Raw genomic sequence first — 15,176 nt, 5'->3', positions numbered from 1 at the left:
GTGATGCAGTGGTTCAGTCGTCGTCATCAGCGAACGACGCGAACGCACCGCGCAGTCCGGCTTGCGTGTCGGACCCTTGCTTCGTGATGCGCCACCCGGTCAGGCCCATCGCCACGAGGATGAGTGGCGAGAGGAACCCGAGGAAGTAGTACGGGGCGTACTGGAGCGTCGGCACGCCGAGTACGTCGGCCATGTACGCGCCACCGGTCCCCCACGGGATGAGCGCGCTCGTCGTCGTCCCCGCGGATTCGACGGCCCGCGAGAGGTTTCTGCTCTCCAAGTCGAACTCGTCGTAGAGGCCGCGGAAACTCATTCCGGGCACGACGATACTCATGTACTGGTCCGCCGCGATGGCGTTCATCGCCAGCGACGAGGCGGCCGTCCCGACGGTTAGCGAGGCCACCGAGGTGAGGATGCGACGCATCTCGTGGGCGATGACGGCGATACAGCCAGTCCGTTCGAGGATGCCACCCAGCGACAGCGACGCGAGGATGACGGTCATCGTCCACGACGAACCGAGGAGACCGCCTGACGCGAGGAGGGAATCGACAGTCGCCACGCCCGTCTCGGGCGAGGTTCCCGCGAAGGCGACGTTCCACGCGCCGACGAAGGTGTCGATGGCGACTGGCCCCTGCACGAACAGTTGCGTGAGCGTCCCGGCGACGACACCCGCGATGATGGAGGGGAGCGCCGGATAGCCGCGAAGTGCGAGAACGAACGTGACCAGAAGTGGTGCGAACACCAGCGGGTTCACGGTGTACGTGCTCGCGATAGCCGTCTGAATCTCAGCGACTCGTTCTACAGGGATGTTCCCGGAAGCCGTGAGGCCGAGTGCGGTGTACGCCACGAGCGAGATGGCGAGCGCGATACTCGTTCCGACGCGCATCGTCCGCACGTGGGTCATCAGGTCGGTGTTCGTGACGGCCGCGGCGAGGTTCGTCGTGTCCGAGAACGGCGAAATCTTGTCGCCAGTGTACGCACCGGTCAGGACGGCACCCGCAGTCATCGCGTTGGGCATACCGAGGCCCGACCCGATGCCGATGAAGGCAACGCCGAGTGTCGCTGCGGTGGTCCACGACGACCCGATGGCGAAGGTGACGATGGCCGAGAGCAGGGTTGCCGCCGGGAGGAATACTGCCGGCGACAGCAGGTCGAGGCCGTAGTAGATGAGCGCGGGAATCGTCCCCGCGGCGGTCCACGTCGAGATGAGCATGTAGACGACGAGGAGGATGAGGAGTGCCGACATCCCCATGTTGATGCCGTCGCGGATGCCCTCTGAGAGCCGGGTCCACGAGAGGCCGAGCCAGTACCGACCCACGACGCCGGTGAGGATGATACCCCACAGGAGCGGTAACTGCGGGTCGAGGCCCAGCCAGATGACCCCGACGCTCAGGAAGACGAGCATCCCGATGACAGGGACGAGCGCCTGCGCGAACGATGGGCGCTCGTCGTCGGGGATGTCGTCGTACGTCAGCGGTTCGAACGAGAGTGATGCCATTTCCGGAACGGATTATCGTGGTCCCGGATTTGAATCTGACTTTTTGAACGAGACGAATATTCATTATCGTTGCCTAGATGTACAATGAAAGAGACAATACCGAGAGTAATCTGGAACATAATCGAGTGTTATTGGCATACACTACCATTCGAAAAGTACACATGTCACTCAGACACTCCGTAGAGTCACTCGACCCGCAAAAAGAGACCGCCGACTGAACGGCAGTTCTCGACGTTACGCTCGACGACGGGCGACGAGGGCAGCGCCTGCGAGCGCGACGACGGTGAGACCGACACCAAATCCGGGTGCGCTGGTGGACGACGTGGTCGTCTCGGCAGCGTCCTCACCGGACGTCGTCTCGGTTGCCTCAGCGTCTTCGGTCGTCTTGTCGCTCGTCGTGTCGTCGCTCGATTCCGGGGTGGTCGTCTCGTCGGACGTCGACGACGAATCGTCGCCCGACATCGTGACCTGCCGTTCGGAGAAGTGGTTCACAGCGACGAGGACGTTCGTCTCACCCTCGGCGCTCGTCTCCTGGACGAGGTACTTCGAGGTTTCGCCACCGTTCGCGGCGGACTGGAGTTCGGTGTAACTCGACGCCTGCACGGCGGCCTCACCGTCGACCATCACCGACAGGTTGTCCGTCGCGGCGAGTGCCTCTTCGGAGACGGAGGTCACGACGACGGTCCCCTGATGGACCGACCGGTCGATCGTCACGGTGACGTTGTCCTTCGTCTGTTCGGACAGTTCGACGGTCGTGTTCTCGTCGTAGTGGATCGCGTCGACAGTCGTCTCGTCACCGTCTTGCATCACGTACACTTCGGTGGTGGCCGACCCGCTGGCGATGAGTTTCTCGGTCTGCTTGTCGTCGTCAGTTCGGCCGTCGGAGTAACTGCGGTACACGAGGCGGGAGCCGTTCTGTAGGTCCGCAGTGACGTTTCCTTCCTCGTTGACGGTCACAGACCCGTTTCCGACGAGGATGAACGCACCCATCCGACCGTCTTGCTCGACGATGATTCGCGAGTTGCCAGCCTGTGCGGCCGTGGCGTTCGCGCCGAGGTCGGCGGTCACGTACTGCGACTCGTTACCCGCGGAGACGACGAGCGTCCCTTTGGGGTTGTCGTGAGCGCGGAGGGTCGCACCACTGTCTGCTCGGACCGTCGCGTTCGTCTCACTCGTCGCGGCGAGTGAGAGACCACTAGCCTCGACATCGGTGACTGCAGAGAGCGCCACGTCGAGGCCGACACTGGCGTCTGCCTGCGACGACGTCTCGACCGACTCGACGACGGTCACGCCATCGACGGTGTAGTTGGTCACGGCGTTCGTCTTCGTGTCGAACGAGACGTGTGTTCCTGTGTAGGCCGATGCATCAGTGCTCGACTGCTGGGCGGCGACCGACCCAACGGGGACGGCGGCCGTCACCAACAGTGCGGCGAGCACGACTGCGATTCGGTTCATTGCATTTCGACCGCAAATTCATTCACAATAGAAAGTCTTGTGGCAGTCATGCTGGCGCTTCGCATGGCGAATCGTGTAGAATACCTTGGGAACACCACTGGGTAGTTGTGTGAGTCCCCCGAAATGGCGCGGTAATTACCGAGAGATACCGTCGCCCTCGTCGGCGACGACGCGCTCGATGTCTTCGGGTGTGACGACGGCCACGTCGCCTTCGATGGTCCGCTTGAACGACGCCGTCGCGGCGGCCCACCGGAGGGATTCAGCGACGTCGCCGCCTGCGAGGTGTTTCGCGAGGTATCCACCGACGAAGGCGTCGCCCGTGCCGATTGCGTCGTGCGTCTCGGCCTCGTAGACACCCTGTTCGTACACCTCGCCGTCGGTGAGCGCGAGTGACCCGTCTGCACCGCGAGTGACGACGACCGTCTCGAACCCGAAGTCTGCTGCGAGTCCGCGTGCGATAGATTCGGCGTCGCCTTCGCGTCCGAGCACCGTCTCGGCGTCTCGTTGGGCGGCGAAGAGAACGTCTATCGAGTCGAACAGGTCACGGTACGCCTCGGCGGCGGCTTCGGGTTCCCAGAGTTTCGTCCGGTAGTTCAGGTCGAACGCAGTCGTCGTGCCAGCGTCCTGTGCTGCAGCGAGCACGTCTGCAGTCGTCTCTCGGAGCGTCTCCGAGAGCGCGGGCGTGATTCCACTCGTGTAACACACGTCCGCGTCGCGGACGGCGTCGAGGTCGATTTCGGACGTTTCGAGCGTCGTCACCGCGGCGTCTGCACGGTCGTAGACGACGTTGGTCGGTCGCGGCGCCACACCGTGTTCGAGGTAGTAGAGTCCCTGCCGGTGGTCGGCGTCCCAGACGACGCCGTCGGTGCCGACACCGTGGCTTCGCAGTTCGCCGACGACACGGCGACCGAGCGGTGAGTCCGGCAGTTTCGAGAACCACGCGGCGTCGCGTCCGAGTCGTGCCGCCGCGACGGCGACGTTACTCTCTGCGCCGCCCGCCTGCACTTCGAACTCACGGGCCGTCTCGAGTCGCTCGCCACGCGGCGGCGACAAGCGGAGCATCGTCTCGCCGAAGGTCACGAGTGCTGTCATGGACGGGCGTTCGTAGTCGCGGTATAAACCTCCGGCGTTGGTGTCGAATGGCGTGACTGCGATTGATTCTCTGCCGTCGCTTCTGAACGATGGTGGGTCTCAGGCCGCGGTAAACCGGCGGACGAGATAGATGACGGAGACGGGGATGCTCAGGAATGGCACGGCCACGAGGTAATAAATAGGAGAAGGGACCCAGTCGGCATGTCGTGCGAGTGTGAGTCGGTCGAGATGGAGTGCCAGCGGGCCGACGACGACTGCCAGCGCCGTCCCGTAGAGCCGAATCGACTCACCGACGGGGGTCGCCCACACGGGAACACCCGGCCCAGTTGCCGCAGTAAAGAGGTACGAGACCACGAGAATCAGCGGGCCGAAGAGGATTCCCAAGAAGACGAGTGGGTTCATCGCTACCCACCTCTCAGTGTTCTGCCTTTAATCCTCTGCGCGCCGCCCGCTGTGGCCGGGGTAGTCGCGTTCGAAGCGTGCCTCGATTTCCTCGCGGTCGAACTCGATGATGACTGGTCGCCCGTGCGGACAGGCGTACGGGTTGTCGCAGGCGTCGAGCGCCGAGAGCAGGTCGAGCACCGAGCCTTCACGAAGCGAGGTGTTGCCGGTGATAGACGGGTAGCACGCGAGGTCGGCGAGCAGGTCGTCAGCGACGGCGTCGACCGTCTGCTGACCGCCGTCGGTCTCCTCGCGGACGAACGCCGTCAGTGCGTCGCGGACGAGGCCGGGATCGAGTGCGGCGTCGAAGACGGCCGGAACGGTCCGAACCGAGACAGTTCGGTCGTCAGTTCGCCCAGCGTGGAACCCGACCTGTGCCAACGCCTCGCGGTACTCCTCGAACAACGCGGCCTCTCTGGCCGTCAGTTCGAGTTCGACGGGTTCTGCGAGCGCTTGTGTCGGCGTGTCGCCTTCGACCTCACCTTTCAGGCGCTCGTAGTTCACCCGCTCGTCGGCGGCGTGTTGGTCGACGAGGACGAGCCCCTCCCTCGTCTCGGCGACGATGTAGGTGTCGAGGAGTTGGCCGAGAATTCGCATCGACGGTAGCGACTCGAACTCGGGGTTCAGCGACGCCTCGTCGCCCGAGAGGTCACGCTGTGTCGTCGGGGCGGCGATTCGGCGAGACGTGCGCTGGGAATCGCCGTCCCCTGTCGTCGATGGTGACTCAGATGTGTTCGCCGATGACCCTGTGAGCGACCGTGACGAGTCGGCTGTTTCAGTGTTCAGCGATGACTGTTCGGTCGTCTCTGGACCGGGTGCGAGGTCGTACTCGCGTGGCGGTGTCGGCGGCGGCGAGGTGGACGAGTGAGACGACGTGGACGAGTGAGACGACGTGGAAGGTGAAGATGACGACGACTGTGCGGTCTCCGACTGCGACGAGACAGACTCGGCTGAGTCGGCGGAGATGTGCCGGTCTTCGCGCGGTGGCTGGACATCTCGCGCCGTCGGCCGGTCGTGTGTTTCGGTGGCGTCGGCGTCGACCGTCTCACGAACGTCGTGTGGGTCTTCCCCTCCCTCGTCGCCGGCATCGCCCGGGGCGACCGGTGTCTCGTCGGCTTTCGAGAGGCCGCGTGGTGCGGACGACCGGACGAGGCCGTTGTTCAGTAGCGCTTCTTCCACCGCGTCGGTCACGCCGCGTTTGACCTGCGCTTCTTCGTCCCATCTGACCTCCATCTTCCGCGGGTGGACGTTCACGTCGACGGCGTCGGGTGCAACCTCGACGAAGAGGACGGCGAAGGGATACCGGTCCGCGTCGAGTTGGCCACCGTAGGCATCGAGGATGGCCTCTCGGAGGACTCGGTCTGTGACGTAGCGGTCGTTGACGAACGTCGAGAGGTAGTCGCGTGTACTCCGTGTCGTCTCGGGGTGACTGACGAGGCCGCTGACCGAAACGCCGGGTGCGTCGTGTTCGACTGGAACCATCGACTCTGCGACTTCACGGCCGTACACCGAGAGGACCGTCGACTGGAGGTCACCGCGACCTTCTGTGGCGAACACTTCTCTGTCGTCGTGTTCGAGCGAGACGGCGATGTCCGGGTTGGCGAGGGCGTAATGCGTGACGACGGTGTTGACGTGGTCGAACTCGGTCGCCGTCGTCTTGAGGAACTTCCGTCGCGCGGGCGTGTTGTAGAACAGGTCGTCGACTTCGACGACCGTCCCCTCGGGGCACCCGGCGGGCCGAACAGACTCCACGTCTCCGCCTTCGTATCGTAACTCGGTTCCGACGTCTCCGCCGCGAGGTTTCGACCGGATGGTCATCCGTGAGACGGCGCCAATCGTGTGGAGTGCCTCGCCGCGGAACCCGAGCGTCCCGATACCCGCTTCGAGGTCTTCGATATCGGATATCTTGCTGGTCGTGTGCTCGCGGACGCAGAGTTCGAGTTCTTCTTCGGTCATCCCGACGCCGTCGTCGCGGATACGGATTCCCTCGACGCCGCCTGAATCCACGGCGACAGAGACGCGTGTCGCGTCGGCGTCGAGACTGTTCTCGAAGAGTTCCTTGACGACCGACGCGGGCCGCTCGACGACTTCGCCGGCGGCGATGCGGTCGATGGTCTTCGCGTCGAGTTGCTTGATACTCGTCATTCGTCACCCCCCAGTTTGGACTGCCATGCCTGCACTTTCGCCATCAAGTCGAGCGGTGAGGTGGTGTTCACGTCGGTCGATTTCAGTTCGTCGAGGACGGCTTCCATCTCCGGGTCGAGTGCGGGTTTGGACTGCGCGTCGGTGTCGGGTGCGCTGTTCTGGGCCGCACCGTTCGCCGGACTGCCGCTCCCTTCGGCGACTTTCATCTGGCCGCTCCCGAAGTCGAAGACGGCTTGAACGGGTTCTGACGACCCGGAGCCTCTGGCTTCGATTGCTTTCTCGTCACGGAGACGGTCCAGTACGTCCGTCGCCCGGTCCACGACGGGGCGTGGAACCCCCGCGAGGTCGGCGACGTGAATCCCGTAACTTCGGTCGGTCGGGCCGTCGACGACGGTGCGGAGGAACGTCACGTCGCCGTCTCGCTCGTCGGCAGCGACGTGGACGTTCGCCACGCGGTCGAGGTGGTCGGCGAGACTCGTGAGTTCGTGGTAGTGGGTTGCGAAGAGCGTCTTCGCTCGCACCTCGTTGTGCAGGTATTCGGTGGCCGCCCACGCGATGGAGATTCCGTCGTAGGTGGCGGTTCCGCGCCCCACCTCGTCGAGGATGACGAGCGAATCTTCGGTGGCGGAGTGGAGGATGTTCGAGAGTTCCTGCATCTCGACCATGAACGTCGACCGACCCTGTGCGAGTTCGTCGAGCGCGCCCACGCGGGTGTAGATACCGTCGACGACGCCAATCGTCGCCGAGCGTGCAGGGACGAAACTCCCGACCTGTGCGAGGAGTGTGATGAGCGCCGCCTGTCGCATGTACGTCGATTTCCCGGACATGTTCGGGCCGGTGACGATGAGGAACCCACGGTCGCGGTCCATGTGCAGGTCGTTCGGCACGAACTCGGTCGTCGTCTCGACGACGGGGTGGCGACCCGCTTCGATACGGAGTGGTCCCGCCTCAGTGAGTTCCGGTCGGGTCCACCCGTTCCCGGCAGCGTGGGTTGCGAGCGACGCCAGCGCGTCAACTTCGGCGAGGGCCCGGCCAACGTCTTGGAGGAGTTCGGCGTGCTGGGCGACGCGTTCGCGGAGGTCCTGAAACAGGTCGTATTCGAGGTCGCCGCGAGCCTCTTCGAGACGGAGGATGTCTCGTTCTTTCTCCTCGACCTCGTCGGTGACGAACCGCTTGGAGTTCTTGAGCGTCTTTATCTGCCGGTAGTGGTCGGGGACCTGGTCGGCGACGGACTTGCCGACCTGGATGTAGTAGCCGTCGGTCTTGTTCCGGTCGACCGTGACGTGCGAGAGACCGTGCTGGCGCTTTTCGCGCTCGGCGAGTGTGTCGAGCCACGACTTCACCGACTCGTGGCGCTCGATGAGGTCGTCGAGTTCGTCGTCGTAGCCTTTCTGGAACAACCCGCCTTGCGTGACAGTCTTCGGCGGGTCGTCGGCCAGCGCATCGGCGAGTTCTGCGTGGAGTGACGCCGCGGCATCTCTGTCCGGTCGAGAGACGACTTCGGCGAGCGGTGAGTCGGCCAGTTCCGTGCCCTCGATGGCGTCTGTGAGTGCGGGAAGGATGTCGAGCGTGTCGCGGACTCGGAGAAGGGCGTTCGCGCCGGCGGTCCCAGACGCGGCACGGGAGGCGAGTCGTTCGAGGTCGTAGGCACCATCGAGAACTTCACGAACGCGCTCGCGGGCGAGGGCGGCGGAGGCGAGCGATTCGACGGCATCGAGTCGGCGCGAAAGTTCGGTCTGGTCGCGTCGCGGGCGCGTCAACCACTCGCGGAGCAGTCGGCCACCGGGAGACGTCACCGTGTGGTCGATTGTGTCGAAGAGAGACCCCGAGCGGTCGCCGTGCATCGTCTCGGTGAGTTCGAGGTTTCGCTGCGTGGTGGCGTCGAGTTCGAGCAGGTCACTCGGATGGTAGACGCGCAGTCGCGTCATCGACCGGAGGACGCCAGCGCCCGTCTCTTCGACGTACGCCAAGATTCCGCCCGCCGCACGTGTCGCCAGTTCGGAGTCGAGACCGACGCTGTCGACGGTGGACTCGCCGAACTGCTCGCGGACGGCGTGGCGGGCACGTCCCGGTGCGAACGCCTCGCTAGAGAACAGTGAGAAGGAGGCGTCTGTGGCTTCGCGGAGTCGCGAGAGCGTCTCGTCGTCAGAGCGGAGGTCTGGACCGGGGAGGACTTCGACCGGCGCGAATCGGTAGAGTTCGGCCGCGGCGTCGTCGACAGTCTTTGCCTCGGTGACGAGGAACTGGCCAGTCGTGATGTCGGCGAACGCGAGGCCAACACCGTCACCACCGGTCACCACGGCGGCGAGGAACTGCGCATCAGACCGCGACGTTTCGAGGAGTGTGCCCGGCGTGACGACACGCGTAATTCGGCGGGCGAAATCCCCCGACTCTGTCTCGTACTGGTCGGCGACGGCGACCCGATAGCCGTGTTCGACCAGCGCCTTGAGATAGGGCGTCAGGTCGTTCAACGGCACGCCCGCCATCGGATACGACGACCCGTGTGAGGACTTCTGCGACACCTTGAGGTCGAGTTCGCGCCCGACCGTCTCGGCGTCCTCGGCGAAGAACTCGTAGAAGTCACCACACTGCATGGCGAGCAGGTCGGCGTCGGTCTCCTCTTTCAACGAGAGGAACTGTCCGACGATTCCCTGAGTAGTCATGTGCGCACGTGGGTGGGCGGGCGGATAAAACGCTACGATGGTCGTTGCACTGGATACGTGACCACGGACCGACCGACTTGCTTTTTTCGCACACGTCGGCTTAGTATCGGTGTTGGTACGTACGTCGTATATACTACAGCGAGAACCCTCATGTCATGTTTTTGAATATCGTCTATGATAATCTGGACAGTAGGGTTATCACCTCCTTGTTCGACAGACGGACACATGGACCTGCTTTCGCGAATTGCGGCGCTGGTCCCGGGGGCCAGGGCTCGGGCACGTGCTGACGGTGGCGTACAGACTGACGAGAGCGCGACGGTTGCTGCGGCGGCACAGGACCTTCGTGTCGGTGATCTCCTCGATGGGGTCGGAACACCCGTGTTCGTCCTCGATGCGAACCACCGCGTCGTCGCGTGGAACGCGCCGATTACCGAACTGACGGGCGCACCACCGGAAGACGCGCTCGGGTCCGACCACGTGAGCGAGTTGTTCTACCCGGACGGTCGTCGGGCGAAGACGCTCGCGGACAAGGTGCTCGACGCGCCACGAAACGCCGACGAGGAGTACGGTCTGTCGGTCGCCGACCGGTCACAACACCTCTACCACGACACGAGTACGATGGTCGACCACAACGGCGACGAACGACACATCTCCTTCACGGCGAAACCACTCTTCGAGGGCGACGAACTCGTCGGCGTCGTCGAGACAGTCCACGACCAAACTGACGTGGTGAACAGGGGGCAGGCGTCGCTCGCACTCGTCGAAGAAGTGTCTGAGACGATGCAGAGCATCACCGAAGGCGACCTCGCCGCCCGAGCGGATTTCACAGACGAGAAGGACGCACTCGACGCCGAAGTGCTCCTCGTCGTCGAGAACCTCAATCGGATGGCCGCTCGTTTCGAACGCCTCGCTCACGAAGTCGACGGCACGACTGCCGACCTCGGAAACGCGATTCGAAGCGCTTCGACTGCCGCGACGGACATCGAGTCACAGGTGACAGAACAGGCCGGCCTCCTCGCGAAGGGGTCCGAAGAGATGCAGGACCTCTCGGCCAGCATGGAAGAGATTGCGGCCACGTCCGACGAAGTCGCGGCGGCGGCAGACCAAGCACGGGCCGCCGCAGAGAACGGCCGAGAGGCCGGTCAGGGTATCCGAACGGCGACGGACCACGTCATCGAAATCTCTGACGAGTTACTCGACAGCGTGATGGAACTCCAACAGCGGATGGGTGCCATCGAGGAAGTCGTCGAGGTCATCGCGGAAGTCGCAGACCGAACGAACCTGCTCGCCCTGAACGCGAACATCGAGGCCGCGCGGGCGGGCGAGGCCGGTGAAGGCTTCTCTGTCGTCGCTAACGAGGTCAAACAACTCGCCAATCAGACTCACGAACACACCGAGGAGATTGCCGACAGCATCGACGAGATTCAAGAACAGGCAGATGAGACGGTGATGGCGTCCGAACAGTCCCACGAGCAGATTCAGGTCGCCTCCGGCGAGATTTCGGACGTCCTCTCGTCGTTGAGCGAAATCGCCAACGCGGCCGACTCGGCGGCCAACGGCATCACGGAAGTCGCTCGCGCGACCGACTCGCAAGCGACCAACATCGAAGAGGTCACGACGACGATTCAGGTCGCACAGGACCACGCTCGCTCCGCCGAGGACGCGACGGCCGACATCACCGAGGCAACGTCACGACAGACGGTTGCCCTCGACGCCCTCGCGAACCATGTCGACGAACTCGTTGGGGGCGGCGCGGCAGCAGTCACAGAACTTGAGAGTCTCGGCGAACTCCACGCTGCAACCGACGGTGGCGAAGAACATCTCGGAACGACGGCCGACGACGCAGACTCACTCGGTGGGTTCGAGTTCGACCGAGACGTATAGGCCTCCCAACTCACTGCCCCCTCGATTCTCCCCGCCCCTTTTCGACATTGCAGACTGACTCAGTCGAGTGTGATGGCGCAACTCTCGACGTACTCGATGTCAGCGATGGAGTCGACGCCGTCGTCGCTACAGACCGGGCAGTTCGGGTTCTTCCGATAGGGGACCGTCTCGAAGGTCATGTCCATCGCGTCGTAGAACATGAGCCGGCCGTCGAGCACCTCGCCCACGTCGAGGAGGACTTTCACCGCTTCCGTGGCCTGAATACAGCCAACTGTCCCGGGGAGGACGCCGATGACGCCCGTCGTCGCACAGTCGGGAACCGTCCCCGGCTCGGGAGCCTCTGGGAACAGACACCGGTAACACGGCCCCTCGGGTAAGAGCGTCGTCGCTTGGCCTTCGAATTTGTATATCGCGCCGTGGACGAGCGGAATCTCTTCGAATCGGCAGACGTCGTTGAGGAGATATCGCGTCGGGAAGTTGTCGGAGGCGTCGACGACGGCGTCTGCTCCCTCAACGAGTTCGTAGACGTTCGACTTGTCGACCCGCGTCTGGACGGGCTCGACGGTCACGTCTGGGTTGAGGCTGCGGACGAAGTCGGCGGCGCTCTCGGCTTTCGGGACGCCGACGTCGTCGTCGTGGTGGATAACCTGTCGCTGGAGGTTACTCCGTTCGACTACGTCGTCGTCGACGACGACCAGCTCACCGACACCGACGGCGGCGAGATACTCGATGACGGGCGACCCGAGGCCCCCCGCGCCGACGACGACGACCCGGGAGTTGAGCAGTCGCTCTTGGCCCTCGGGACCGACTTCGTCCATGATAATGTGTCTCGAATACCGGTCGAGTTGGGTGGCGTCGAGTGAGAGTGTCATACTCCGACGTTGGCGTCGGCACCGAATAAACCCGCGGCACGAGGTGTCGAGCACACCCATCGCCCCGTATGGCCGGAAGCGACGCGCCTTTGGCGTCGCGCCCGTTCACACACTCGTATGGTCGTCGAGACGACGCCTGACGAACTGACCGAGAAACTGGAAACCGACGAGACAGACGTGGCTATCGTCGATATCCGAGACCCATCGTCGTACGAATCCGGGCACATCCCCGGGTCGGAGAACCTCCCTGCCGCGACACTCGGCCCCGACGTATTCGAGCGGGAGTGGCCCGACGAAGTGGTCGTCTCCTGTTACGTCGGCAAGAGTTCGAAGCGCGTCGCCTCCGTCCTCGACCAGAACGTCGAGGCCGACGTGAGCAGTCTCCGCGGCGGGTTCGACGGGTGGGATGGCGATGTCGAACGCGGGTCCGAAACCGAATCCGACCTCGGACCGTCCGCGCCGTTCTGACCTGTCCGGTTATTCTGTTTTCGTCGTGGTCGGGAGAGACGACACTGAGCAGTCGCTCAGCAGTCGATAAATGAGAGAATTGTGCGGTGCGCGGGGCGTTACTTGCCGCGGCGGCGACCGGCCGTGATGGAGGGACGGACGTGTTCCGTACCCTTGCCACGGTTCTGGAGGCCGCGGTTCTTCTTGCCCGCGTTGGTGAGACCGCGGAAGGCGCGGCCGTCGTGGGCGTCGTCGCAGATCCAGCTGAGGTCGTCGTCGTTTTGGATTGCGGGGTGCTCGGGGTCGACGAGGATGACTTCCTGCCACTTCTGGGAGCCGTCCTGACCGACGCCGTAGGAGTTCAGCACACGCATGTTCGGGTACTTGCGCGAGGCGCGTTCCTCGGCGATGCGCGGGATGGACTTGCGGCGACCGATGCGGTTGACACCCTGACGCTTCGTCCGGCGACCGGCCTTGTGTCGCTGCTTGCGTGCGCCACCCTTGCGGACGGAGACACGGACCACGACGATACCCTGCTTGGCCTTGTAGCCGAGTTCACGCGCCTTGTCGAGGCGGGTGGGTCGCTCGATGCGCTCGATTGCGCCCTGGTTGCGCCACTCCTGCTTTCGCTGCCACTGGAGTTCGGCCAGTTTGCCTTCCTTCGGGTTCTTCCACGCTTCCTTGATGTGGGAATAGAAGCTTTTTGCCATTGTATATCACCGCGGGCGCTTGCGATTCAGTCGTTCGGGGGGTTCCCCTGTGACCACATTTCGTCCCGTACGTGACGGGTGCCCTCTGGCGTGCCCGCGTTGCCAGCGAGTTGGCGGAACTACCTTAGGACGGGGGTTAAGAACTTCGGATTCAGAGCGGGTGTGTGGGAGGAACACACGGCGTCTCAGACAGTTGGCCGCCGCCCACTCGTCTCCAGAGTACGTGCCTCTGGCACGTTTATTGACACGTGCTAGCAATGGTTATATTCCCGATTAGCGTACTGTTACGTGACTGAGTGTGCTTTCTTCGATGCGCGATGTGAGTTCGCTCCTGAGTGCATAACCGGGTGAAAGTCCACCCACTCAGCAGCATTAGTGTCGGTGTCCCCTCGCGACGTACACGAGCCACAGCCACCGTCTGTCACGCAACAGCCATCATGATGAACACAGCCCAATCGTCGAAAACAATCCACTCCCCCGTCTGTAAGCGGTGTGGCGCCCCTGTCGGCCCTCGCGACGTCACCGTTCACAACGCGCTCTCTGACCCATTGCAAGTCGCCGAATGCGCTCGTTGCGGCGCAATCGTCGACATCGGTGGGCACCACTGGTAGCGGGGCGAACCCAGTTTTTTCGTACACTTTCCAGCTCGACGGTCTCCGTCGACTGAGCAGTGCGGCGTCTCACTCCGGCACGTGTCACTCGCTGTGCCCTTTTTGGTCGTAACCGTCGTATGGTATCACATGTCTATCGCTCGTCACGACACGGGGGCCAAAGCAGCGCTCGGTGCACTCGCGTCACAGGTGCATCCGGTGTTCATGCTCCCTCCGGTTGCGGCGTCGTGGTTCGGCGCCATCCTCGCGGGGGAGTTCGCGCTCCTCCCCGGAACCCTCTATGCCGCAGCGGTGTTCTTCGGGGTGTACACTGCCCACGTCAAGGACGGCTACGTGGACTTCTACCAGCGGGGCGAAGACGACGACCACCCCCTGACCCGGCGAGGGTGTCAGCTCTGTCTCGTCGGTGCGACACTCGGGTTCGTGCTTTCGACCGGTGCGCTCGTCGGACTGGTCGGTGCCGGCGTCCTCGTCTTCACCATCCCCGGATGGCTGCTGGGCTACTTCCACGCCCCGCAGTTGGACACGAATCCCGTGACGACGACACTCGGATATCCCCTCGGAATCGCGCTCGCCATCCTCGGTGGATACTACGTCCAGACAGGCACCCTCACCGCCACGCCCATCGCGTTCGCTGGTGTTCTACTGTTCGTCCTCGCCGGCATCAAAATCATCGACGACGCGAAAGACTACGACTACGACCGCTCTATCGACAAGCGAACCGTCGCAGTCGTGCTCGGGACGGACGGTGCGTATCGGCTCGCTCACGTGCTCATCGGCGCAGGCCTCTTCTTCGTCGTCGCGGGAGCGATTACTGGCACGTTCCCGCCCTTCGCCGCCGTCGCCGCTGTCCCGTTCGCACTCGTCGTCGTCATCGCCCGCAACGCACCGCCGAAACTCGCAACCATGATGCTCGTCCGCGGGTCGTACGTCTTTCTCGCGCTTCTCGTGATCGCAGTGGCGTTCCGCCCACTATCCGGCATCTCGCTCCCCGATATTGGTGTCCTCGGGCCGTACACCTACCTAGCGACGGAGGTCCTCTTCGGGTCGGTTGCTGCTGTACTCCTCGTTCGGGCTGGGCGCGACGCGATTCGTCGGACGGCCCGAACTGTCGCCGTCGTCTACCCCATCGCGTACGTCTGGGACTGGTACACGCTCGAAGTCGGCGTCTTCTCGATTCCACTCCGGACGGGCATCGAACTCCTCGGCATCCCGCTCGAAGAACACATCTTCATGCTGGTCGTCCCCGCGTTCGTCCTCGCAATTCACGAGACGTTCGAGCGGGGCCGGTCGTCTGAGTCGCCGGCGACGAGGCGAGGGTAAGGAGGAAGGCGGGCGACGAGGCGAGGGTAAGGAGG

11 protein-coding genes are annotated in these 15,176 nt (G+C 63.7%); 3 read left to right on the top strand and 8 right to left on the bottom strand.

The genetic code is table 11. The features are described from left to right. Positions 1-13: 13 nt before the first annotated feature. The 6 genes from arcD to mutS all read right to left on the bottom strand — a co-directional run bounded on the left by arcD (position 14) and on the right by mutS (position 9,294). Entirely contained in the window at positions 14-1,498 is a 1,485-nt protein-coding gene (gene arcD, locus GJR98_RS00935; protein ID WP_151134584.1) for an arginine/ornithine antiporter ArcD, read from the bottom strand. A 234-nt stretch (positions 1,499-1,732) separates the two neighbouring features. Beyond that, positions 1,733-2,953 (bottom strand): PGF-CTERM sorting domain-containing protein, encoded by a 1,221-nt coding sequence (locus tag GJR98_RS00930; protein WP_151134582.1) that lies wholly within the window; start codon positions 2,951-2,953, stop codon positions 1,733-1,735. Between the two features lie 135 nt (positions 2,954-3,088). Further along, complete coding sequence (gene kdgK1, locus GJR98_RS00925) at positions 3,089-4,045, bottom strand: bifunctional 2-dehydro-3-deoxygluconokinase/2-dehydro-3-deoxygalactonokinase (RefSeq protein ID WP_151134580.1); 957 nt, start codon at positions 4,043-4,045, stop codon at positions 3,089-3,091. Between the two features lie 99 nt (positions 4,046-4,144). After that, positions 4,145-4,447 (bottom strand): hypothetical protein, encoded by a 303-nt coding sequence (locus tag GJR98_RS00920; protein WP_151134578.1) that lies wholly within the window; start codon positions 4,445-4,447, stop codon positions 4,145-4,147. 27 nt (positions 4,448-4,474) lie between these two features. Then, a complete protein-coding gene (gene mutL / locus GJR98_RS00915) occupies positions 4,475-6,631 on the bottom strand; it encodes a DNA mismatch repair endonuclease MutL (protein WP_151134576.1) in 2,157 nt (718 codons plus the stop codon). After that, positions 6,628-9,294 carry a DNA mismatch repair protein MutS gene (mutS, locus tag GJR98_RS00910; RefSeq protein ID WP_151134575.1) on the bottom strand — a complete coding sequence of 889 codons (2,667 nt, stop codon included), beginning with the start codon at positions 9,292-9,294 and terminating at the stop codon, positions 6,628-6,630. Before mutS ends, mutL begins: the two co-directional genes overlap by 4 nt. A gap of 225 nt (positions 9,295-9,519) precedes the next feature. Between mutS and GJR98_RS00905 the strand changes: the two genes are divergently transcribed. Next, positions 9,520-11,178 carry a methyl-accepting chemotaxis protein gene (locus GJR98_RS00905; RefSeq protein ID WP_151134573.1) on the top strand — a complete coding sequence of 553 codons (1,659 nt, stop codon included), beginning with the start codon at positions 9,520-9,522 and terminating at the stop codon, positions 11,176-11,178. A gap of 59 nt (positions 11,179-11,237) precedes the next feature. Here GJR98_RS00905 and ubaA read toward each other — a convergent pair whose 3' ends face one another. After that, positions 11,238-12,050: an SAMP-activating enzyme E1 gene (ubaA, locus tag GJR98_RS00900; RefSeq protein WP_151134571.1), complete on the bottom strand. Its 813-nt coding sequence runs from the start codon at positions 12,048-12,050 to the stop codon at positions 11,238-11,240. A gap of 117 nt (positions 12,051-12,167) precedes the next feature. On the opposite strand from ubaA, the gene GJR98_RS00895 reads away from it, so the two are divergent. Next, positions 12,168-12,518 (top strand): rhodanese-like domain-containing protein, encoded by a 351-nt coding sequence (locus GJR98_RS00895; RefSeq protein ID WP_151134569.1) that lies wholly within the window; start codon positions 12,168-12,170, stop codon positions 12,516-12,518. Positions 12,519-12,616: 98 nt separating this feature from the next. Here GJR98_RS00895 and GJR98_RS00890 read toward each other — a convergent pair whose 3' ends face one another. Next, the gene (locus GJR98_RS00890) at positions 12,617-13,207 is read right to left on the bottom strand and encodes a 50S ribosomal protein L15e (RefSeq protein ID WP_151110475.1); all 591 of its coding nucleotides are present in this window, start codon (positions 13,205-13,207) and stop codon (positions 12,617-12,619) included. 740 nt (positions 13,208-13,947) lie between these two features. On the opposite strand from GJR98_RS00890, the gene GJR98_RS00885 reads away from it, so the two are divergent. After that, positions 13,948-15,141 carry a lycopene cyclase domain-containing protein gene (locus tag GJR98_RS00885; protein ID WP_151134567.1) on the top strand — a complete coding sequence of 398 codons (1,194 nt, stop codon included), beginning with the start codon at positions 13,948-13,950 and terminating at the stop codon, positions 15,139-15,141. The last annotated feature ends 35 nt before the right edge of the window (positions 15,142-15,176 follow it).

Origin of the sequence: Haloferax marinisediminis (assembly GCF_009674585.1) — an archaeon.
Lineage (GTDB): Archaea > Halobacteriota > Halobacteria > Halobacteriales > Haloferacaceae > Haloferax > Haloferax marinisediminis.
Note: the sequence above shows the minus strand (reverse complement) of the source record. Positions and strands in the feature narration are given on the sequence as shown.